The sequence below is a fragment of the Pseudobacteroides sp. genome (genome assembly GCF_036567765.1).
Taxonomy (GTDB): Bacteria; Bacillota; Clostridia; order Acetivibrionales; family DSM-2933; genus Pseudobacteroides.
The window spans coordinates 158,644-181,444 of record NZ_DATCTU010000122.1 but is presented as its reverse complement, the minus strand read 5'-3'; the positions used below and the strand labels follow the sequence as shown (position 1 = coordinate 181,444).

Below are 22,801 nucleotides of genomic sequence, written 5' to 3'. Positions count from 1 at the left end.
TCAGTATGTAGGTGATTTTAGTGAAGGATTAGCAGTTATACAAGTTAAGGATAAACAAGGATATATTGATACTAGTGGAAAAGTAATAGTTAAGCCGGTTTTTGAACCAGCGAGTGAATTTAAAAATGGACTTGCACGAGTTAATTATGGAGGGGAATGGGGCTATATAAATAAAGAAGGCGAGTTTGTATATAAGCCAAAAGGTTTTGATTTGTGGTGATTTGAAGATATTTGATAAGGATCAGAGTAAAGCGGGCTGGGATTTTCTCAGCCTCTTTCTTCTTGGAAAGCCATTAAGGAATATCAGGGGACAAGGAACTGCATTCGTATTGTATTAAAATAGGTATATTGGTTATAGGTACAGTGGAACTGGTACAGAATCCACATACTTCATAATTACGATTAATACATTTAAACTCTGAAGGTTGGCATCATATCACAATTCTCTATGAAAAATTAAAAACAAATGTTAAAATAATTGCAAAAGTTATTTAATTATATAGGGGTACATATAAAATGGGAACTTGGGGAACTGCGATTTTTTCAGATGATTTGGCATGTGATGTTAGGGAAGCATATACTAATCTAATTGGAGAAGGTAAAGAGAAAAACGCAACAAAGAGCATATTAAAAATATTTAAAAATAATTTGAAAGACAGTGATGAAGAACCTGTAATATGGTTATCATTGGCCTCAACCCAATGGAAGCTTGGGAGATTGGAAGATAAAATTAAAGAAAAGGCTATAGAAATTATAGATACAGGCATTGACCTAAAGCGTTGGGAAGAAGAACCAAAGTTATTAGTGAAAAGGAAGAATGTCCTTGATAAATTAAAAGAACAACTAAATTCTCCACAATGTTTACCGAAAAAGGTTTCTAATCCAAATAGGCCTAGAGTAAACCATAAGCTGGTTGACCCATCTAAAATTAGCTATCCATTTGAGCCAAAAACAAATAAATTCCTTGTACCGGGCCAATTTTGGGCTATACCATTAGAAAATGGTAAATTTGCGTGTGGAAGGGTTATTGAACTGAACCCTGACCATAACCGTAGCTTTTTAGCAGGTTTAATGGATTGGATAGGTGAAAATCCACCTTCAGAAGAAGATTTAGCAGGGTGCAAAACCCTAGAACAAGGATGTGTTCATATTAAAACTATTAAAGAAACTGGGTTGAACGGCATGATTACTGGTTGCAGGCCTCTTATTTTAGACGGTATTGAATCTAATTATTTTACCTCTTGTACTTATGGTGGAGAACTGATGAAAGGTTTTAAGATTATAGAACCAATTGTATATGCAAAAGACGATGAATATGAGACGCTTAGTTATTGGGGGTATGTATCTATAAAGATACGTGCTGAATACCTATTTAAAAATAAATAACTCATTCTTAAATGTGGCAAAATACTCGTTTACAATGGACCAGAAAGTGGAAAACACCCTGGAGTATTCTGCCCAAGTAAAGACTTTGGAGTCTATATGGAATTTAAGAATAAGTTATGGGACAAAATATAAAATTCCCATGCTTTGAAAACGCTACACTAGGAAAGTAGTATTAACCCCACCTTTAGCATTGCATAACTCAATTTATATCTTAATAAATTTTGGTCTAATTAGAATCACAAAGCACTATAAAGGGGGAATCATTATGTTTAAAGTAAGATTTAAAGCCTATTCCAAGCAATTCAAAAGATTTTTTGGAGAGAAATTAATTTTCGAACAGTGGGATGACTTTTATTTTGCTGTTTTCGGCAAATTTAAAGAAAGAATTAGCACTAAAGAGGATTTCATAAAAGAAAAAACAAAATTGAAAGACATTATATTCAGTAATAGCTTTATGGAAAAACTACTGAGCAATTCAATGTTTTTTGTTGGCGGAATATTAGCATCAAGGCTGATTGATTTTTCAAAAAGCACTTCAAATGGCGTTAGTGAAAATCTTATCTTTACTTTTTCCCTGCTTTCTATATTTGTACTTATGATGGTCATTATAAATGCGATTATTCCAGACAAAGATAAAAACAATTTTTACAACACATGTTTGAATATATTAGAAGAAAATAAAGATGAATTTTACTGATAGCGTAAGCGTCAAACTTAACACACATTGCCTACTTACCAAAATCTATGACATATGAAAAAATCCCACTTAATCAGTAGTGAAAAGTGGGATTTTTATACGAACTTTATATTTTGCATTCGTCTGGCAGAGTTGATGACCAAGGAGAAGTTTATCTAAAATTTCTTTATCCTGAATATCCAAATTTGGCTGTTGACTTCAAAAACTCCATCTGGGATTCCAATAAATAGAATTGGTTCTATTATTAAACATTTATAAAAAAAGCCAACTTGAGCTATTAAGTGGTGCAATTAGCAACTATATGGACAAAAGCGGATTAAAGTAAAAATTCCTTAATTAATTTCCAATTTTAAAAAAGTTCTACATGTAGAATTATTGCCGAAATGCTGTGACACAACTGTTATACCGGATTTTTATGCAATAATTTCCTGACCTATATAAATTGAATCAAAACAATAGAGTAGCATAATAAAAATGCAAGAATTATAGTCATTTTTTCCAGTTTAGTTATTGAGTTTTAAGAGTAGCTTCAAAGCCGCTTTGCAGTACTCTTACAGAGCCAAGCCGGAGAAAGTATACGATAAAAATTTTATTGTATACCTTTCTCCGGCCTTAAAGTCTATTTCGTGTAGCTCCGCAGAATTTCCAGTTTAGTTAGATAACAAAAAAGATTTATCGGATTTATTTCAAATTTACGTTTGGGTTATCTTGTTGAAATATGGAATTTTTTCATATATAATGTATTAAACTACAAATTATTTTATATAGATTGGAGTGTCATATATGCATAAAGAAAATATAGCAGTATCAAATGATAATGTAATTGGGAGACTTTATAATTTAATATCTGCACTTAAGAATACTGAAGATATTAACTCCGAAGAGGCATTTTGCAAAGTTTTCTATTTGGAGCAGAATAACAAAGCCTCAGTTCTTTATAACTATTCAGAATTATTTAAAATGTGTACTTTAGGGATTAATGAAATACAGCAGCTAAATCCCAAAAATATCCAGAAATATTTAGATACTTTAAATAGTGCAATTGAGGGACTTTCTAAAATATATTTTAATGCTTCTTCCAATGTTTTGAATAATGGTTTAGATAAATTTAAAGATTATTTTGATAAAACTCTTATGCTTTCTCTTGAATATTGTGCGGATTACTTATCTGAACATAGTAAAGAAGTTGTTATTGAAGATGAAAAAATACAAGAATTAATTAAAGAAATCAATGAACTTATAGAAAGTGTTCTTAACAGCAAATTACATAATGAGTTAGAGAGAATACTTATCTATCATCTCAACAATATAAGAGAATCATTGTTAAAATACAAGTTATATGGTTCTCAAGGTATTATAAATAGTATATCAACTACTTTAGGAACACTTATACTAAACCGAGAAAAAGTTTATGCTGATAAAGATAAAACTAATGTAGAAAATATTTTTAAAATTGTTAATAAAATAAATGGAATTGTAGGATTTGCAACTAAAAGCGTAAGCTTATTAAGCTCAATCTATAAAAAAATAACTAGTGATGATGAATAATTAGATGAGATTTCTCTGGATTATTGAACTTGTAGTGTTGCTTTCACTTTTTGATGATGGAATTTACATATTAGTACCTTATGCCTCAAAAACATAAATAAAAAACAAGAATTTAAGCAGCCAAATTCACCAAATCCTCTGTTGATGCGGATAATACAGCATTCAAAGCAGAGGATATTTTTCTTCCTTTATCGGTCAAGGAATACTTATGCTGCTTTGGGAGCTTTCTAATAATTCCGTGAGAACGAAGCAATGCAATCTGACGGCTGATTTTTGAAGAAAGCTTTTTACCAGCCAATCCATTTGCCCAATCCGTACCCATCAGTTTTTCTTGCAATGCCTTGTTCGTTATAGCACCTGCATTAAAAGCCGGATCGGATATAGCTCTCAAAAGCTCCCTGTCTTTTCCGGTAACATCCAGCCCTCTGGACTTTTTCCCATTCCGGGAAAATGAGTTTGTAATCTCTTCAAATACTTTTCCTACAGGTGTTTTGTCCGATACGGTTGCAAGCTGTTCCGCAAAACTCTTATTCCGTTCTGCTGAAACCTTCGCTCTTAAGTTTATATCAGCTATACCTTTACGCATCGGGAGTAGCTTTTTACCGCTTGTTTTGTCATCACTTTCTGTATATCTCTGAACAAGATATTTCTTTGGATTGTTCATGGTCGTTTCAATACGTAGAACATTTTGTTGGTTGTAGAATTTCACACTATTATTGTCAACATAATGACGGACTCTCAAGCCATCGTGCCAAGTGTTAACTTTTGTCAAAAGCTCTGGATTTGACAGTGGGTGCGGTTGACCGCAAGAGGCTTTCCATAATAGGATTTAATGACTGTGGGTCGTTAAATATGTAATCCCTTGCCATCTCACTTTGCCACAATGTCCAATAATATCTCATGCCGTCCCCAAGTATTTCTGGCATTTGGGAAAAAGCCTCTTTTGAAAACCCGGATAGCATATCTTCCCAATTTACATCCAACTGTCTGTCCAAGAGTTTTTGAGCCAGTTGATAATCATCTATGTGTAAAAATTTGTTCCCATCAACTATGTATTTGCATTTTTCCTTATCCAGTGAACGACGCAGCCATTCCCTTCCGTTGAGAGCTATCTGTATGCCATATGGTGCCCAAGTCTGAAGCCTTATGCTCATGAATCCGTAATCTGTATGGTCATAATAAAAGTAAAGATGCTTACACCTTGATTTTTCCGGGCGTAAACTTGGAAATCCTGCTGTTGCATCAAATGTTGAGCGGTATGTTGTACAACTCTCGACACATGACCAAACACCTATCAAGCCATCTTTCACGCCGGATTCCTTCTGGAGATTGTGTGCAAGTTCTTCCTTGCGAGTGTTTATTGATGGGATATAAATTATTCCCCTGTCACAATGCTTTTGTGAATATGCTTCGGCTGACTTAATTATTGAAGTTGACTGTTTTGTAACCCAGTCCTTGTATTCTTTATTCAATACTCCTTGGCTTTTTAGAAAAGCTTGCATTCCAAGTGCATATGCTATAGGTTTAAGTGTTCCTTTAAATATCAATCTGTCAAAACCTTCGATGCTACCCTTGATTATTGAACCAAATCTATGTAATAATGTATCCATGCGTTGCCTCCATATCCTTATTTATGATTTTCAGCAAATTCATTATAAGCATTGGCAACGCATTTTTCAATTGTTTACTGGACTTGTTTTTTTATTGGGTTGTGAGCGTAACCCACTTTAGTAAAAAAGACGCAAAAGAGCAACTCCCTAATAAGCCTACCAAAGTTTCATGTAAAATATGGTAAGAAGTGGAATCGCCAATTGGAAATTACTTTCCTTTTGGTGGCGTATAAAGCCGATTGCTATGAAGCAGAGCATAAACTTTTTTGAGAAGTCTAGCAAGAGGAGAATAAATATTATAATGAGGAGGAATGGTTATGCCTGCTAAAGATATTAAATGGAGTGCAGAGGATGTTATAGCAGAAGAAATCATTCAAAATGTTGAAGAAAAGTGGAATATAACATTTCCAGAGCTTTATACCAAAATTGTTACCAAACATAATGGTAGTATTCCGAGAATGAAAAATAATAATAACCAGTGGGTAAGCGGAATAGTAGACATTCCAAAATGGGCCAGTAGATCAGCTTGTTTTCAGCTAATTACATTTCATGAAGGCCAATATAGTAGGGGAGAACCACTTATTGTTGCAATGAATGAAGTATTCAAAGATTCTGTTCCAGACCCATCGAAAATTTTTGCATTTGCCCAAGATGGAGCAGGTAACTTACTATTATTTGATTATAGAAAAAGCTCAGAACCATCAATTGTATTCATTGATCATTAACAATCAAGATTAGAAGATGACCTATCAGACTTTGAACTTGAAGAAAAGTCAGTCGAAGAGTGGTTAGGGGATAATTTATATCCAGTATGTAATTCATTTGAAGAATTAATTGATATACCCTGATTTTGATTAATGATGTTTAAGTTTTGTATATGATATTGTAAATGCAGATGTGTTTTAAGTTTGTGATGCATCCTTTAAACCCAGCAGCCAATTAACTGCTACCTCAAGAGACTCAGCTATTGCTACCAGTTCAATATCGGTTACAGGGCGAGTTTTTGCTTCGATTTTTGATATAGCGGTTTCGTTTAATACAATCCCCCGAATTTCCAAGCGGGCAAGGAGATCAATCTGCGTTATCTTCGGTTTGCAATTGTTCCTTGCCTGCTTTACTCTATCTCCAATCAGATTTCTTGTCTTTTTCATTCTATATAGCATTCCTTTCTTGAGGTACAAAACAGTATGAAAGTAAAATAATGGTATTTTCTGTCACGCTAGGCACCTTCCACATAAAACACAACTTGATTATAGAGCAAGTTCTATGATAATATTTGCTTAATAAGCAAGTTTAAATATTTTTATAAAGAGGTATGATTGGATGGAAAGTTCAGAAAGCCAAGAGATGATGATAAGGAGGAAGATGGAAAAACTGAGAAGTGAATTAGATGAAATGATTCTTACATCATCCCAAGATAAAATTCTTAAAAAGAGCCGGGCATTGGATGCTATGATTTTACGTTACATAAAAATGACTTGCAGTAAAAAGGATTGAAAGGTGGTATTGGGTATGATTTCTGACTGTGAAAAATGTGCTAATAAGGATACAGTAATATGTAAAAGCTGTGCAGAGACTTCTGGCGGCAAACCTTCCATGTTCAAGGAGAAGGAAGCATCTGAAGATTAAGCAATTCGGGGAAAATCTCCAGTGTGAAAAAAGTCAATTTTGATAAAAAAGTAACCTATTTAGATAAATTTGATTAGAATATGTGAAAATGGCCTGTTTTTATCAAAAAATTTATTTAAATGCTAATTACCTACCTAAGTTTTGTGCAAATAAACGAGATGGTGGAGTATGATGAGCTAATAAAATTTTTTAGCTGTAAAACACTTCACTATAACACCAGGCTTTTGTGAAGTGGTATAGTATAAATTATAGGTGATATGGCTAATGAAATTATTGGTTTAACTTCGGTTATTCACTGCAAGAGAAAGGCACTAAAGTTGTGCTTGTAAATCCGATGCATGTAAAGAGGAGTAAGGAGTTTGACGATAACAGCCCAACTAAAAATAACCGTAAAGACCCAAAAACAATAGCAATGTTGGTTAAGGATGGGAGATATATTGAGCCCTATATGTCAGAAGGGGTTTACCGAGAGTTAAGAATATCAATGAAAAGCAGCAGAAGAAAGTGTAGGTGTGAAAGAAAGGGAAAACTACACTAAGCCGATATCTGGAAATAAGCCTATAGATGATTTAATATTTTTTATATTAGAGTTTCCCCAATAAGTGAGCCGACTATGCTGTGCACAGATTGTCGGATGGATAAATGCATCCTTTGATAATATTGATGGTGAAAGGAGGTTGTTTGATGGACTCTTTAAGTATTATGAATAATGCATTGGCATACATTGAAGAACACTTAACTGAGAATATCAATTATAGTAAAGTTTCTAAAATTGCTTACTGTTCAGAGTATCATTTTAAACGGATGTTTTCTTTTTTATCAGGTATAAGTTTATCGGAATATATCCGTAGAAGAAGACTAACGCTGGCTGCACTTGATTTGAAAGATAGCGATCTGAGAATAATTGATTTAGCTGTCAAATACGGTTACAGTTCAGCTGATTCGTTTTCCCGTGCTTTTCATTCTATGCATGGTATTCTCCCTTCTGAGGCAAGGAGTGAGAATATACAATTAAAAGCTTATCCTAGAATGACCTTTCAACTATCAATTAAAGGAGCGTGTGAAATGAATTATCGTATTGTTGAGAAAGAGCCTTTTAAGTTAGTTGGCTTTAAGAAGAGAGTTCCAATTATTTTTAATGGTGTTAATCCAGAGATCGCCAAAATGTATGCACTTCTAACCCCTGAAGTAATTAAACAATTAAAAGCACTTTCAAATGTAGAACCAACAGGCATTATTAGTGCTTCCATCAATTTTTCTGAAGGAAGGATGGAGGAGAAGGGAGAATTAGATCATTACATTGGGGTAGCAACTTCAAGTGATGAAACAGCTGAATTTGATGAACTAGAAATTGATGCTAGTATCTGGGCGGTATTTGAAGCAATTGGACCATACCCGGAAACGCTTCAAAATGTGTGGGGAAGGATATACTCAGAGTGGTTCCCAACTTCAGGATATGAGTCAGTTGAAGGTCCTGAAATCTTGTGGAATGAGAGTAAGGACACAGAGAACCCGAAGTATAGAAGTGAAATATGGATTCCAGTAAGGAAAAAAACACTGAGTGAGTAGGTAATTATGGTCGAGGGCAATCCATAGACGAGTGCTTTTTTGTACTTGTTGTTTATCAGCTAAAGAAAAGAGGGTCGTGTGGAGGATGGGGATGGTAAATAACATTATGTAGTCAGTTTGGTTCTTTGATCAAGAAATCTGGATAAAAGTCCAAAAACTCAAGATTAATTATTGACTATTAGAGGTTATTGCGTTAATATAATAATATTCTTTGCACTGCATTACATTTCTGATGTGAAATGCTAGATCAATAGTACAAACTGAGCAGGCGATGAACCTTATATTTTAAGGTCATGGGGCTGGGTCACCATGTGTGGCAGCAGATTGTGATAATATACACATCTGTGGGACAGTAGTATGTTCCATAGGTGTGTTTTTTATATCCAAAGGAACAATATGAACTTGATTTGTGAGCCTACGTTTTTACTGTTGATTGCTGCTGCAGTTATTTATTTTATCCTTGAAGAGCCAAGGATGGTGCTATCATGCTGATTTTTGTTATAGGTATTATTAGCACTGGTGTTATTCTAGAATGAAAAACAGATAAAACTTTAAATGCGTTAAAAGATTTATCTGCTCCACATGTCAAGGTTATCCGAGATGGAAAAGAAACTGTTATTGCAAGTTCTGACCTTGTACCTAGTGATTTGATGATGATTTATGAGGGTGTGAAAATCCCGGCGGATGGTATTATCCAACGACTGATTATCGGCGTAAACATTATTGCTATGCGGGAACGTTGGTAACACAAGGAACAGCAATTGCATTGGTTGATAAAATGGGTACAACGACCGAATACGGTAAAATCAGCACTAATGTAGCCTCAGCACCAAATGAAGATGCCTCTCCAGAAACAAACAGGCAGTCTGTTAAGGGTTTGTGCAGGAATAGCTGCTGTACTGTTTGCACTTGTCGGAGTGGTTACCTATTTTATTAGGTGCAGTATCCGGTACTGTGCGTTGATAAGGCAGGGACAATTACCATGAATCAGATGACGGCTCAGAATGTCTGGGCACTGAACGATTATACTCATCCCCTAATAGAAACGATGGGACTTCACAGGAGAATAATTATGATTAAACTTATTTATCATTTAACACTGCACCGTAGTAAATGTTATTTAATCCAGAAATACGGTAAAGATTTTTGGAAGCAATTCAAGGCAAATTCAGATAAGACCTTTGCTGAAATTTTGCCACAGGTGCCGGATATAGGCTATAGTATTTTTTCCTCCAACTACGAGTTTGGTCCAAGCTATATTGCTTGGTATAAAACCTTTTTAGAACTCGGAGTAACGCAGGATGAAACAATTCAGAACATCTGGACAATGAACGAAAAGATGGTGACGACCATACCACGTCCATTTTTGAAGGTAATCGGCAGATTATATCTGAGTGGCCTTCGCAAGAAGGCTGCCGCTCATATGATACGGCAAGAGAAAGGCTATCTACATCTATACGACTGGGCTATCACTTATCATGAAATCGATCAGAATAGCTTTGAGTTGGATATTGCTGAGTGTGGGTTGAAAAAGCTGGCACATCAATTTAAAGCTGATGGGTTGCTTCCAGGCATCTGCCGCATGGATTACCTTTTGTCCAATCTTATGGGTAACGGATTTGTTCGCACAAAAACACTTGGTGATGGTAATGATTGCTGTAACTGCCATTATGATTTAGTTGGCAAGTGTGAATGGTCACCTGAAAAGGGCTTTATTGATAGAAAGTAGAGATGAATAGACAATAAAAAATGTTTTTTTCAAAAACTAATATTCCGGATATTGCACAAGTGCTGAAAGAAAGTTTTCCTGAATTTATCCTGGGCAAAAACAGGAATAAAGTGTATTTGTGTTTTACGAAGGGACAGATATGAAATCAGTTTAATGAATCCGGACTTGATTTTCAAGTTGTATTTGCACAAGACGAAAGTGGGATTGATTGGGTTTTTAGATTACCTAGACGGGAAGATGTTATGCCCAGAACAAAGATAGAAAAACGAGTATTAGATTTGGTTAATCAGTATACTCAATCTTTTCAAGCACCAAGCTGGATCATTTACACAGATGAGCTGATTGCATACTGTTCAGAATATCACTTTAAGCGTATATTTCTTTTTTATCAGGCGTAAGTTTGTCAGAATACTGGGAATCCGAAGTATAGAAGTGAAATCTGGAACCCTGTAAAAAAGTTCGCCACCAACAATCCAAACATATAGAGTCGGTGGCGATAATAGAGCGGGAAAGGCTTGGTGAGTGAGATGTATAGGTTTTTTAAAGTTAACTATTAGGCATAAATACCATCATATCGAATTGATTTGATTTGGTATGAACAAACGCTATTGTTAATATCAGATTTTATAACATCCCCACGTTTCTTAAGTAGCAATGATCTTCCCAATTCTGATATATATGAGAGATCCTTATTTGAGCTGGAACTATCAAAAGGTGAAACGATTCTAAATAAGTATGTACCTAAATCACTGGCATTCTCAAGCTCTACAGTGCTTCCAATAATTACATACGGTAAGTGATTAAGGTCCTTTATCTTTTCACGGGTTTGTATTTCAGCGATTTGGGATGATTTAATCAAGTCTTCAAGCTTTTTGAGATATATGTCCAAAAGACAGCTAAAATCATCGCGTAAAGCTGATGGTTCAGAATAAATTTCATTTACTAAATCATTCTTTCGCTCTTCAAAGTCAACTAGATGATTTAGAATAGCCCTATAAACATATGTAGTCAGTTCAAAATTCGAGGTCATGGGACTGTATTTCCTTTCTAAATACATTAATTGGAATTCGTTTTTTAAAAACACTGTAGGCACCCTGCTATACACGGGATGCCTAACAAATCTATATATTCCTCTGGTTGTATATAAAATAGAAATTAGAATACCTGGCAATTTACTGCAGTTGCTGAAACCTCAGGTATAGAAATTTTCTTTATCATATAATGTAATTCGCCAGCAGGGATTTGTATATTTACATTCTCATTGGCACTTTTAAACAGCAAGGACTTGCCTAATGGTGAAAGACAAGATGCACATACAATACTTGTATCCTGTTGTTTTTTATATGGTAGAACAATGCGATACTGGTAGTCCTCCATATCATCAGAATCATGTACATCAACAATACTCCCAATAATCACAAATGGACAGTCGTGCGAACTGGTTATTCCAATACTTACTGAACTTAGATAATTATTGATATTAGTCAGATATTCTTTAAAAAATGCTTCGAAATTCATACTTTCGTGCGTTTCTTCGGAATAGCGTTCCCTAAAAATAAACTCCTGTTCTTTTGCAATTTCATTTGTGTGCCAAGTTAAAAAATCATACATTTTCTTTGATAATAAATTTTTACACATTTCCATCTCCCTCTTTTTCTTTGTGTTATTAAATGGAAAATACCTAAAAAATAGAACAAGGCATCTCGCAAAATAGTTTGCGAAACGCCTATATTATATATGATAACATTATTGTAAATGGATGTCAATAGTGTTTTGATTTTCCATTTAATTGCTAACTAAATATTTAATGGATAGCTTTGAATTAAATAACAAAGTACAAATTTTTGTTTTAGGGCTGATATACTTGAATGAAATGGTGTCGATAGTTTTATATAATAACTGTTACATGATACAATAATTGCAAATGATATGTATAGGAGGAACAAAATGAATTTTAAGGCTAGGGTTTTCATTATTTCAGGTACAAATTCGGGTATTGGAAAAGCTTGTGCAGAAGCATTGCTTGACAATGATGCAATGGTTGTGGGTTTGGACATAAAGCAGGCTTCAATAACCCATAAAAGGTACATGCATTATTTGCTAGATGTAACAGATGAGGAACAAGTAATAGATGTATTAAATGAAATTGATGATAAACTTGGTAGAGTGGATGGACTGGCAAATTGTGCTGGCATTTATGCAAGTTCAAAACCGTTTTTTGAATTAAGTATAACTGAATGGAATAAAGTAATTGCAACAAACCTAACAGGGGTCTTTATACTATCCAAGTATACAGCTCAAAAAATGATGAAATACAAAAGGGGAAAAATCGTAAATATTAGCTGCATAAGATCAAAAATCTTCAGATCCAACATGGCAGACTATGCTGCATCAAAAGGGGGTGTGGTTGCGTTGACATCAGCTATGGCTTTGGATTTGTCATCACATAACATTCAGGTAAATTCTGTAGCTCCTGGATTTACTTACACAGGAATGACAGCAAAATCTTTTAATGATCCGGAGATAAGAGAATTCTCTGAAAGTATAATTCCGGTCAGAAGAATAGCGAAACCAGAAGATATTGCAAATGTGGCATTGTTTTTATTATCGGATATGTCAGATTACATAAATGGCGAAACAATATTTGTCGATGGTGGTTTTAAGGTATCAAAATGAATACAAAAGATAGGGAAAAAAATTATATGAATGATACAAAGATGAAAGATGGCTTTGCATCAGCTGAGCCAAAAGCTGAATATATTATATAGAGTACTGGACACAATAATAAAACACTACGTGGTTTTAAAGACCTCGTTGATAGTTGCCGCTGTTTTTTTGTATGCTGTATTTATGCCTAAAAAAGTTGCCGTAAAAATTGGTTTATAAGAAAGACACAGTAAGATACTATACTAAAAATATTGCATAGAAAAGGAGATAATATGATTCCAGAAAAAAAGCTAGATGCCGTTAAAAATGCTTTGCGAGCAGCATTCGAAGTAAGTGAATTTGAAGATATAAGTATAATGACTTCCGGGCTTTCTTCCGCTCTGGTTTTTCGTATTGTTGTAAAGGGAAAACCATATTTGCTTCGTATCATTACCCGTACTGATGAGATGGGTGATCCAACCAACCAGTTTGCCAACATGAAGGCAGCCGCTGAAGCGGGTATTGCTCCTCCTATATGGTACATGAGCATAGAAGATAGGATTTCAATCACAGACTTTGTGGAAGATCGACAGTTTCCTATAAGTGAGGCAAAAACTAAGCTGCCTGAGCTGATTCGACGTATGCATTCACTGCCGCCCTTCCATAAGCTTATGAATTATCAGAGTAACATTGACGGTTTTCTTAGAAATTTTCAGGATTCTAAAATGCTTCCGGAAATTATAACAGAAGAGCTATTTAAGCAGTACAATCGTATTTTTGCTGTTTATCCCAGAAATGATCAAGATTTGGTTTCATGCCATAACGATCTCAAGCCGGAAAATATTCTATTTGATGGAGAGAAAGTTTGGCTGGTGGATTGGGAAGCAGCCTTTTTAAACGATCGTTATGCGGATATTGCTATTGTTGCAAATTTTGTGGTAAATAGTGATGAAGAAGAAGCGGAGTATCTTAGAAGCTATTTCGGAGAGACAGTGGATGATTACAGACATGCTCGGTTTTTCCTTGCACGGCAAATATTACACATGCACTATATTGCAATTTTTATGCTGTTTGGTGCAAAAGGTAAACCTGTTGATGTAGATATTATAAAACCCAAGTTCAGAGACTTTCATAACCAAATATGGGATGGTGAAATAAGTTTGGCCAGTGATGAGGCAAAGATTAAATATTCATTGGTTCATATGGAGCAATTTTTGCACAATACTAAGGCACACAGATTTGAAGATGCATTACATATTGTTTCGAGTTCACATAGACTGATGTAAAATACCGTAATTTCCTAACTAGACATCAAGAAAACCGGAATTCATTATGAATTACGGTTTTCGATAATTTTTACTGTCAATGTCTCACTGCTTAAGTATGTTCTAACCATGATAGGGTAACTGCGGCTATTGCTGAACCTGAAATCATATGAACCATAATTGACAGTGGCGTCCTTTCCTTTAGGGACATAGCCTACAGTCTTTGAATGCTTATGCCGTTCAATTATATTAAGATTGCATGCTTCTGCGGCATTGAATAATGTACTGGAAACCTGGCATATACCGCCTCCAACACCTATACCTTTCTTGGGTACACCCTGCCTTCTTACAATAATAGTTGCATCTTCATAGCCCTTTTCTTCTGTTCTCCTGCCTACTATTGTGTTGAAGGAAAATTCCTCGCCAGGTGAGAGTTTAAAGCCGTTTATTTTCCTGGATGCCAATTTTATATTATTTACCCTCGACGCATCTTTATCCAGTATGGAAGTTGTATAACTGCCTATTGTTACAATATTTTTCATTAAATTTTGTGATGTAACTAAAGGCATAATCTCATCAACTACAAGGTCAATCTTATCACCTTCCTGTGCATTAAAGAGTGCTTCTATAGTTTTGTCTACATTAACCTTTTTACCTACCTTGCCTCGGTTTATTTGCCAGGTAGAACTGTCAAGAGTGGCATCCGCAGCTTTAGTGTCAACAGTTGCAGCATAATTCATGATCTTTGAGATCAATTCAGACTCTTTTAGGCTTCCCACATTTTCATTATTCAAATAAACATTATTTTTAACAGTCCGCTCTATTGTGGGAAATTCTATGACTTTTACCGGAGGGCTTTGTTGAGCCTGATTTCCAGGAGTCTTTAAACTACCCCTTGAACTGCAAGAGGTCATTATCATTATTGATAATAAAATGTACACTACACTCAAGTACCTTTTCGAGCTGAAATCCATGTAAGTTTTCATAATCTGAAATTATCACCTCCTTTATTATTATTAGTGGTACATCAAAAAGTATGTCTTGCTATATTTGCTAATATTGATGAAAGTACCAGGGATTTTTCAATCTAAAATACAGATATTATAGATGCTATAAGAAAATATAAAATATTAATCATTTTTAGTATAGAATAAAGAAAGGTGTATCGGAGTGTCTGAAATTAGTAATAGAAAGTACTTTTTTATAATTATAATCAATTTATTTACTTTGCTCTTTTGGGCATCTACCTCAGCAGAAGCTCATGCTGTTCAAAGCAAAAAGATTGTTATTGACCCAGGTCATGGAGGGGTTGATAGTGGATGTATAAGGAAAGACTTGCATGAAAAGGATATTACTCTTGATATATCGGAGAAAGTTAAAAGCATTCTACAGAATAAGGGTTTTAATGTGGACCTGACTAGAAAAAGTGATGAATCATTGTACAATTATTGCAAAATTGGAGACACTCTTGAAAGAAGAGATCTCAATGCACGGGTAAATAGAATAAACGATAGCAATGCAGATATTTTTGTCAGCATCCATGTAAATAGTTATTTTAACCCTGAAATTAATGGCTCCACAGCATTCTATTTTAGTGAGCAGTGTTTGAAATCTAAGGCTTTAGCAAAAAGTATACAAAGGTCTTTAAACAACCTTGTCATAGAGGGGAATAAGAGGATGGCTCATAATTCCCGGGCTGAGGATTATTATATTTTAAAAAATACAACTATACCGGGTGTCCTGGTTGAGACAGGATTTATCACCAATCCGAGAGAGCGAGGTTTGCTTTCTACAAATTCATATAGGCAAAAGCTAGCCAAATCTATTGCTTCGGGAATTGCAGAATATATGAAGAGCCAGGGTTAAGAGTAACTCCTGGAAATCCAGTGTATCTTTGCTGTTGCCCACTCATAGGATTATATGATTATCATATGCTATAAATTATGACATCGGTCACAGTTTTTTTTATCACCTTGCTGTATAGTAGATTAAAAGTGCTATTTATTTCATAGATTACGTTTTGGTGGGCAATAATATCCTTGTGAATCCAACAAGCTGTATATATGAAATAATACAAAACGGGTGATGGGGTGATAAAATGAAAGAAAAATTTATTATTGCGGGCAATGGAATAACTGCAATCAATGCAGCAAAAGCCATTAGAGAGATTAATTCCGATGTGGAAATTCATATGTTTGGGGATGAAAGGTATTACCCGTATAATCGAATAAAACTTTCAAAAAGTCTTTTGGATAAACTTGAGGAAGATGCTTTACTTTTGCAGAAAAAGGATTGGTATGAGGCTAATGGTGTGTATCTACATCTAAATGTCGGCGTGGCTGGAATTGATGCAAGCAATAATCAGATTCTTCTGAATGATGGAAGCAAAATGGGTTATGACAAGCTACTTATAGCCAGCGGAGCAAGAAACTTCAAGCCGCCTATTGCCGGAATAGATAATCCGGGCATCTTTACAATTAGACAGTTGGAGGATGCGTGGAATATTCACCAAAGCATTGAGGGCAAAAGCTCTGTTTTAAATATCGGAGGGGGGATTCAAGGGCTGGAAACGGCATGGATTTTGCATCAGCACGGCAAAAAGGTAATTATTGCTGAGATATCTAACAGGCTCATGCCAAATCAGTTGGATCAGAAGGCCTCCCGAATTCTTTTGAAAATTCTGAAAAATTATAATATTGATGTATTATTGGATACTCAAGTGGAGAGTATCATCTGTGATAAACAATTTGAGTGTACGGCAAAAAACAAAGGTACAATAAAATGCGATATGGTGATTTATTCGGCAGGGATCAGACCTAATATTGAATTCCTGAGAAGCTCTCCTGTTGATATGAAAAGAGGCGTAATAGTAGACCGGGAAATGAGGACCAATATCGAAAATATTTATGCCGCAGGAGATGCAGCAGAGCTTGAAGGGAAGGTAACAGGGCTTTGGAATATTGCTATAGAACAGGGAAAAGCGGCGGGATACAATATGGCAGGAAGGAAGACAGAATACCGGCAGATTGTTCCTGTAACCACCCTCAATGCATTTAATATATCGCTTTTCTCAATGGGGAATGTTAATGAAGGCGAAGATGTTTATACCATTACTGAGGAGGATGCAGAAAGTAACCTTTACAAGAGATTATTTATCAAAAATGATAGGATTATTGGTGCAATTGTCATAGGAGATACAAAAAAGTCGCCTGCACTAAAGACAGCGATTGAAAAGGAAGTATCGTTGGAAAATATAGATATTGAAAGAATATCAATAGATGATTTGATGGAATCAATAAAAAAAGTAAAGGAGTGTAAAGTATAATGGTAGAAGTTAAATTCTGTGAAAACAATTTTGTACACGGGGTGGAGGAAGTTATAACCAAATTGCAGGAGAATAATGAAAATGCAAAGGTAATTGTTGAGTCCTGCTTAGGCTACTGCGGAGATTGTGCCGAGGGCCCTTATGCACTGGTTAATGATGAGCTGGTTCAGGCAGATTCGGCGGATGAGCTATATGAAGCCATCTGTGAAATAATCGGCTAGAAAGTGGAGTATAAAATACAAAAATTTCACAGACTTAAAAAATGCGGATAACGCCGCTGTTAAACATTATCCGCATTTTTTATATGTCGTGAGAAATCATAGTGTTTTTTTTAGATACTCATCAATTGCATTTGCTGCTGTCTTTCCGGCACCCATTGCAAGTATTACTGTTGCCGCACCTGTAACTGTATCCCCGCCGGCATAGACACCTTCTTTGCTGGTTGCTCCTGTAGCTTCCTCGACGATAATGCCACCCCAGTCATGTGTGTCAAGACCTTTTGTGGTTGACTTGATCAGAGGGTTTGGACTTTGCCCGATTGCAATAATGACTGTATTTACATCAACAACATGCTCTGAACCTTTTTTTACTACTGGACGCCTTCTGCCGGAACTGTCAGGCTCACCCAGCTCCATCTCCACGCATTCCATGCCTTTAACCCATCCGTCATCGGTACCGATGATTTTTGTGGGGTTGGTAAGAAGTTTGAAAATGATCCCTTCTTCCTTTGCGTGATGTATTTCTTCCAGTCTTGCAGGCAGTTCTTTCTCTGAACGCCTGTAGATAATGTATACGTTTTCAGCACCAAGTCTTTTTGCACTCCTTGCAGCATCCATAGCTACGTTACCGCCGCCTACAACAGCTACATTCTTTCCAACCTTTACCGGTGTACCATATTGAGGAAAAAGGTATGCCTTCATAAGGTTGATTCTGGTGAGGAACTCATTGGATGAGTATACGCCGTTCAGATTTTCACCGGGTATTCCCATGAAGTTGGGCAATCCTGCACCTGTACCGATAAAAATGGCTTTATAGCCTTCCTGTTCAAGCTCTTCAAGAGAGAGAACCTTACCTATAACCATATTGGTCCTGATTTTAACCCCAAGATGCTTTAGGTTATCTATTTCCTTTTGTACTAAAGCCTTAGGCAGCCTGAACTCCGGTATGCCATACATAAGCACTCCACCCGGAGTGTGAAATGCTTCGAATATTGTTACATCATAACCCATGTTTGCAAGATCCCCTGCACAGGTAAGTCCTGCAGGGCCTGAGCCTATAACCGCTACCTTTATTCCATTTTTTTGAATATCTTTAGAATTGGGCTTGCTGTTCTGTATAAACCAATCTGCAACAAATCTTTCCAAACGCCCTATACCTACAGGCTCGTTTTTTATACCCCTTATGCAGAGTTTCTCGCATTGGGTCTCCTGAGGACAAACTCGTCCGCATATGGCCGGAAGGCTATTTGTTTCAGTTATTTTTTCGTATGCTTTCTCAAATTGGCCGTTTGCAACAAGCTCAATGAACTCCGGTATTTGTACGTTAACCGGGCAGCCCGCTACACAAGGCTTGTTTTTACATTGCAGGCACCTTTGTGCTTCCTCTTGTGCCATTTCGGGCGTATAGCCTAAAGCCACTTCAAGAAAATTCTTGTTTCTTATATCCGGTTCCTGCTCAGGCATGTTGACTTTTTTAGGTGACATATTAGGCATTAGACTCACCTCCAAGTCTGCATGCATGGTCATCAAGAGATTGCCTTTCATCAGATTTATACATCATTTGTCTTCTCATAGCCTCATCAAAGTCAACTTCATGTCCGTCGAAATCAGGTCCGTCCACGCAGGCAAACTTGATTTTACCGCCTACTGTAACACGGCAGCCCCCGCACATTCCGGTACCGTCAATCATTACAGGGTTCATGCTTACTATTGTCTTTATACCATATTGCTTTGTGAGGTTGCTTACTGCTTTCATCATGATCAATGGGCCTATTGCAATCACCAGATCATATATGTTGCCTTGATCTATCAATTTCTTAAGCTCATCTGTTACAAAGCCTTTGGTTCCGTTAGAACCATCGTCGGTTGTAACAACAAGCTTGCTGCTTGCTTCTGACATTTCAGATTCAAGTATAATAAGATCCTTGTTTCTAAATCCAATTACCGAGTGAACTTCTGCTCCCATTTTATGAAGCTGCTTTGCCTGAGGATAAGCTATGGCTGTACCAAGTCCCCCGCCTATAACAGCAGCCTTTTTTATGCCGTCAAAATGAGATGCAACCCCTAAGGGCCCAACAAAGTCAAGGAGTTCCTGGCCTTCTTCCAGCAAGCCTAAGGCCTTGGTTGTCTTTCCAACCTCCTGAAATATAATGGTAACGGTACCCTCATCACGGTCATAATCTGCGATGGTGAGAGGTATACGTTCACCGAATTCATCTACTCTTAGAATTATGAATTGACCAGGTTGGGCTTTGCGTGCTACATAGGGTTCCTGTATCTTCATTAGCTTAACAGCAGGGCTTAGAGTTTGTTTCTTCACAATTTTATACATTTTACTATATTCCCCCCCTCAATTACCAATGGACAGTATAAACTTAAAATCATACACCGTTAATGTATTAGCTTAGAGATGTCTTTTTTATATATGTCAAATGAAATGCAGCCTTAACAGGGTATAAGTAAAACTACCCTTAATCCACAACCATTATACATTAAAATTATATGAATTGAAAGTGACAATTATATAAAATGAGTGCTATGACTATAAAAAATGAAAGTCCTGGTTTAAAATAATTCAATACTTTGCTTATGATCATGAGAAGGAATTTGATCATATCTACGCCCTGTTATGCTGACATCAAGAGGAATGTGAATTGTTTCACAAAAATAATTGCTAATTGAGAAAAGAAATAAATGAAATTTTTTTATTTTGCACTTGCATTGTAAAAATGCATTTGGTATAATCATAAATGTTGATTTAACATATCTCTAAATTATCCCCAATCGTTTATTTTTGGGGGTATACAATGGCGTATGCCTAAATTGATGTGCGATGATGTGCATTACATAACACGCATAATTTTGAATGGTATTAAAATAGGATGCTATAAGGATTTTTTATGGCCGTAACTTATTGTTTTTTGGTGTTCTCATTGGAGAATATTGTGCTTTTATCGTGGTTATAATAAAGTCGGATTACATCTATGTAATTTTGAAGTTATAGCATTTGAAATAATAAATAAATTAAAATAAAACGGTAGGGGGTTTTTATCATGAAAATACTCGCAAGTGTAATGGAAAATGTTATCAAAAGAAATCCAAATGAGCCTGAATTCCATCAGGCGGTTAAGGAAGTATTAGAGTCATTAGAGCCAGTAGCAGAAAAGAAACCGGAATGGGTTGCAGCTGGAATATTTGACAGAATTGTTGAACCTGAAAGACAAATTTTCTTCAGAGTGCCATGGGTTGATGACAACGGCAAGGTACACGTAAACAGAGGATTCAGAATTCAATTCAACAGTGCAATCGGTCCTTACAAGGGCGGTTTGAGACTTCATCCCTCAGTAAATGCAAGTATCCTTAAATTCCTCGGATTTGAACAAATATTCAAAAACTCATTGACAGGTTTGCCAATAGGCGGCGGTAAGGGTGGAAGTGACTTCGATCCTAAAGGTAAATCCGATGGTGAAGTTATGCGTTTCTGCCAGAGCTTTATGACAGAATTGCAAAGGCATATCGGTGAAAACACTGACGTTCCTGCAGGAGACATTGGTACTGGAGCAAGAGAAATCGGTTTCATGTACGGACAGTATAAACGCCTTAGAAACGACTTTACAGGAGTATTAACCGGTAAAGGATTAACTTGGGGCGGCAGCTTGGCAAGAACTGAAGCTACAGGATACGGACTCTGCTACTTTATGGATGAAGCTTTAAAAGCTAAGGGAAAATCATTCAAAGGAACAACAGTTGTTGTATCAGGTTCAGGTAACGTTGCTATATATGCAACTAAAAAGGTACATGAATTAGGTGGTAAGGTTGTTGCTTTAAGTGATTCAAACGGTTATATATATGATGCTGAAGGTATCAAATTAGATACAGTTCAAAGAATTAAAGAAGTTGAAAGAAAGAGAATAAGCGAATACGTTAAATACCATCCAAATGCAACATACACAGAAGGTTGTGCAGGAATCTGGACAATTAAATGTGACATAGCTCTTCCAAGTGCTACACAAAATGAAATAGATGAAGCTTCTGCTAAGGCTCTTGTTGCTAACGGATGCTATGCTGTTGGAGAAGGTGCAAATATGCCTTCAACTCCAGAAGCAATTGAAGTATTCCTCAAAAACAAAGTTATCTTTGGCCCGGCAAAAGCTGCAAATGCGGGTGGAGTTGCTACTTCAGCTCTTGAAATGTCACAGAACAGCATGAGATATTCATGGACATTCGAAGAAGTTGATGCTAAATTAAAGAATATTATGATTAACATATACAAAGCTGCAAGTACGGCAGCGAAAGAATACGGAGATGAAGACAACCTTGTTATGGGTGCTAATATTGCCGGATTCTTAAAAGTTGCAGGTGCAATGTATGCACATGGTGTAGCATACTAAGATTCAGACATTCCAGAAACTCAAAAATAACCTTCTGTTGAAATTTAGCGGAAGGTTATTCTTTATTGTTTCTATTTCCTCCGATACCTTCAATCTTTGGTCCTTCTGCAAAAACATCACCTGACCAAGATATCCTTAAAATCACAACCTGTAATAGTCTAACAAAAAAATAGCCTAATAGATTATTAACACTTTTAATATAGGGTCACTTTTGGTATAATTTTAGTATAATATATATGAAAGCTTTTAATTTCATATTTCCGGCAATGAGGTCGGATATACTAAGCCCAACGGAGGGAACTATAATGTATTGTGAAAAGAATTGTTATTTCTGCAAAAATCTTTGTTTCCTTAATTCTGAAAATATCAATGATTTCTTCTGTACTGTTTCAGGATTGCCTTACCAACAAACAAAATTGAAAATGGAATGCAATAATTATACTCCGGAACTTGAGGAATAATTTATTTTTGTTTAATAAAAAGTGAATTTTATTAATATATAAATTGCAAAATGCTTGCCGATAATTATTATTTAGATGCATGCTTTTTGTGTTATTAAATTTTTATTTGTCTCCCTGCAAGTAGACAGAAAAAAACTGCAATCGTGATATGGGTTAACCATATTGCATTGCAGTTTTTTTTATGTGATATAAGTCACAGATACATAAATTGAGGAAGTTAAGGATGTTCAAGAGCAATGTCCGGTTGAGGCAATTAAGGTAAGAGAATAAAGCAAGATAATAGGCTCATTTGGTATTAATAGGCCTTTAATTATGATATAATTGATT

At 35.8% G+C, this 22,801-nt stretch carries 22 protein-coding genes, 3 pseudogenes and 1 riboswitch; of the genes and pseudogenes, 17 read left to right on the top strand and 8 right to left on the bottom strand.

The annotated features are described in order from the left end of the window. The 4 genes from VIO64_RS21255 to VIO64_RS21240 form a co-directional block, all read left to right on the top strand. On the top strand, nt 1-220 hold a 220-nt coding region (locus VIO64_RS21255), incomplete at its 5' end, for a WG repeat-containing protein (RefSeq protein ID WP_331921749.1). Between the two features lie 296 nt (nt 221-516). Continuing rightward, entirely contained in the window at nt 517-1,386 is an 870-nt protein-coding gene (locus tag VIO64_RS21250; RefSeq protein ID WP_331921748.1) for an Imm26 family immunity protein, read from the top strand. Between the two features lie 265 nt (nt 1,387-1,651). Then, the gene (locus VIO64_RS21245) at nt 1,652-2,083 is read left to right on the top strand and encodes a hypothetical protein (RefSeq protein WP_331921747.1); all 432 of its coding nucleotides are present in this window, start codon (nt 1,652-1,654) and stop codon (nt 2,081-2,083) included. 783 nt (nt 2,084-2,866) lie between these two features. Then, entirely contained in the window at nt 2,867-3,631 is a 765-nt protein-coding gene (locus tag VIO64_RS21240) for a hypothetical protein (protein ID WP_331921746.1), read from the top strand. Nucleotides 3,632-3,743: 112 nt separating this feature from the next. Here VIO64_RS21240 and VIO64_RS21235 read toward each other — a convergent pair whose 3' ends face one another. Both VIO64_RS21235 and VIO64_RS21230 read right to left on the bottom strand, forming a co-directional pair. Beyond that, on the bottom strand, nt 3,744-4,373 hold the full coding sequence (locus VIO64_RS21235) for a hypothetical protein (protein WP_331921745.1): 630 nt from the start codon (nt 4,371-4,373) through the stop codon (nt 3,744-3,746). Nucleotides 4,374-4,389: 16 nt separating this feature from the next. Continuing rightward, on the bottom strand, nt 4,390-5,241 hold the full coding sequence (locus VIO64_RS21230) for a hypothetical protein (protein WP_331921744.1): 852 nt from the start codon (nt 5,239-5,241) through the stop codon (nt 4,390-4,392). Nucleotides 5,242-5,558: 317 nt separating this feature from the next. Here VIO64_RS21230 and VIO64_RS21225 point away from each other — a divergent pair, with 317 nt between their 5' ends. Continuing rightward, entirely contained in the window at nt 5,559-5,966 is a 408-nt protein-coding gene (locus VIO64_RS21225; protein ID WP_331921743.1) for an SMI1/KNR4 family protein, read from the top strand. A 177-nt stretch (nt 5,967-6,143) separates the two neighbouring features. On the opposite strand, the gene VIO64_RS21220 is transcribed toward VIO64_RS21225, so the two are convergent. Then, the gene (locus VIO64_RS21220; RefSeq protein ID WP_331921742.1) at nt 6,144-6,392 is read right to left on the bottom strand and encodes an XRE family transcriptional regulator; all 249 of its coding nucleotides are present in this window, start codon (nt 6,390-6,392) and stop codon (nt 6,144-6,146) included. 172 nt (nt 6,393-6,564) lie between these two features. Between VIO64_RS21220 and VIO64_RS21215 the strand changes: the two genes are divergently transcribed. The 6 genes and pseudogenes from VIO64_RS21215 to VIO64_RS21190 all read left to right on the top strand — a co-directional run. Beyond that, nucleotides 6,565-6,738, top strand: coding sequence for a hypothetical protein (locus tag VIO64_RS21215; protein WP_331921741.1), 174 nt, complete (start codon nt 6,565-6,567; stop codon nt 6,736-6,738). Between the two features lie 400 nt (nt 6,739-7,138). Next, nucleotides 7,139-7,372: pseudogene (locus VIO64_RS21210) on the top strand (IS110 family transposase); the annotation flags it as partial. 182 nt (nt 7,373-7,554) lie between these two features. Further along, entirely contained in the window at nt 7,555-8,439 is an 885-nt protein-coding gene (locus VIO64_RS21205) for an AraC family transcriptional regulator (RefSeq protein WP_331921740.1), read from the top strand. A 250-nt stretch (nt 8,440-8,689) separates the two neighbouring features. Continuing rightward, nucleotides 8,690-8,794, top strand: a riboswitch (NiCo riboswitch). A gap of 41 nt (nt 8,795-8,835) precedes the next feature. After that, nucleotides 8,836-9,496 (top strand): annotated as a pseudogene (locus VIO64_RS21200) (cation-translocating P-type ATPase); the annotation flags it as partial. Nucleotides 9,497-9,511: 15 nt separating this feature from the next. Further along, complete coding sequence (locus VIO64_RS21195; RefSeq protein ID WP_331921753.1) at nt 9,512-10,168, top strand: L-2-amino-thiazoline-4-carboxylic acid hydrolase; 657 nt, start codon at nt 9,512-9,514, stop codon at nt 10,166-10,168. Nucleotides 10,169-10,314: 146 nt separating this feature from the next. Then, nucleotides 10,315-10,518: pseudogene (locus tag VIO64_RS21190) on the top strand (macrolide 2'-phosphotransferase); the annotation flags it as partial. A 203-nt stretch (nt 10,519-10,721) separates the two neighbouring features. Here the strand turns inward: VIO64_RS21190 and VIO64_RS21185 are convergent. Together VIO64_RS21185 and VIO64_RS21180 are read right to left on the bottom strand one after the other, a co-directional pair. Then, nucleotides 10,722-11,252, bottom strand: a complete 531-nt coding sequence (locus VIO64_RS21185) for a GreA/GreB family elongation factor (RefSeq protein WP_331921739.1) — start codon at nt 11,250-11,252, stop codon at nt 10,722-10,724. Nucleotides 11,253-11,323: 71 nt separating this feature from the next. Beyond that, nucleotides 11,324-11,806, bottom strand: a complete 483-nt coding sequence (locus tag VIO64_RS21180) for a GreA/GreB family elongation factor (RefSeq protein WP_331921738.1) — start codon at nt 11,804-11,806, stop codon at nt 11,324-11,326. 309 nt (nt 11,807-12,115) lie between these two features. Here VIO64_RS21180 and VIO64_RS21175 point away from each other — a divergent pair, with 309 nt between their 5' ends. Both VIO64_RS21175 and VIO64_RS21170 read left to right on the top strand, forming a co-directional pair. Next, the gene (locus VIO64_RS21175) at nt 12,116-12,844 is read left to right on the top strand and encodes an SDR family oxidoreductase (protein WP_331921737.1); all 729 of its coding nucleotides are present in this window, start codon (nt 12,116-12,118) and stop codon (nt 12,842-12,844) included. Between the two features lie 263 nt (nt 12,845-13,107). After that, complete coding sequence (locus tag VIO64_RS21170) at nt 13,108-14,100, top strand: phosphotransferase (RefSeq protein ID WP_331921736.1); 993 nt, start codon at nt 13,108-13,110, stop codon at nt 14,098-14,100. Nucleotides 14,101-14,144: 44 nt separating this feature from the next. Here VIO64_RS21170 and VIO64_RS21165 read toward each other — a convergent pair whose 3' ends face one another. Then, nucleotides 14,145-15,065, bottom strand: a complete 921-nt coding sequence (locus VIO64_RS21165) for a VanW family protein (RefSeq protein ID WP_331921735.1) — start codon at nt 15,063-15,065, stop codon at nt 14,145-14,147. A 184-nt stretch (nt 15,066-15,249) separates the two neighbouring features. On the opposite strand from VIO64_RS21165, the gene VIO64_RS21160 reads away from it, so the two are divergent. The 3 genes from VIO64_RS21160 to VIO64_RS21150 all read left to right on the top strand — a co-directional run bounded on the left by VIO64_RS21160 (nt 15,250) and on the right by VIO64_RS21150 (nt 17,625). After that, nucleotides 15,250-15,945: an N-acetylmuramoyl-L-alanine amidase gene (locus tag VIO64_RS21160; protein WP_331921734.1), complete on the top strand. Its 696-nt coding sequence runs from the start codon at nt 15,250-15,252 to the stop codon at nt 15,943-15,945. A 232-nt stretch (nt 15,946-16,177) separates the two neighbouring features. Beyond that, complete coding sequence (locus tag VIO64_RS21155) at nt 16,178-17,404, top strand: NAD(P)/FAD-dependent oxidoreductase (RefSeq protein ID WP_331921733.1); 1,227 nt, start codon at nt 16,178-16,180, stop codon at nt 17,402-17,404. After that, nucleotides 17,404-17,625, top strand: a complete 222-nt coding sequence (locus VIO64_RS21150; protein WP_331921732.1) for a DUF1450 domain-containing protein — start codon at nt 17,404-17,406, stop codon at nt 17,623-17,625. Before VIO64_RS21155 ends, VIO64_RS21150 begins: the two co-directional genes overlap by 1 nt. A gap of 96 nt (nt 17,626-17,721) precedes the next feature. Here VIO64_RS21150 and gltA read toward each other — a convergent pair whose 3' ends face one another. Next, nucleotides 17,722-19,116 (bottom strand): NADPH-dependent glutamate synthase, encoded by a 1,395-nt coding sequence (gene gltA / locus VIO64_RS21145; RefSeq protein WP_331921731.1) that lies wholly within the window; start codon nt 19,114-19,116, stop codon nt 17,722-17,724. Continuing rightward, complete coding sequence (locus VIO64_RS21140; RefSeq protein ID WP_331921730.1) at nt 19,109-19,954, bottom strand: sulfide/dihydroorotate dehydrogenase-like FAD/NAD-binding protein; 846 nt, start codon at nt 19,952-19,954, stop codon at nt 19,109-19,111. The genes gltA and VIO64_RS21140 overlap by 8 nt, the downstream gene beginning before the upstream one ends. Before the next feature lie 721 nt (nt 19,955-20,675). On the opposite strand from VIO64_RS21140, the gene gdhA reads away from it, so the two are divergent. Beyond that, a complete protein-coding gene (gene gdhA / locus VIO64_RS21135) occupies nt 20,676-22,013 on the top strand; it encodes an NADP-specific glutamate dehydrogenase (RefSeq protein WP_331921729.1) in 1,338 nt (445 codons plus the stop codon). Nucleotides 22,014-22,801 lie beyond the last annotated feature (788 nt).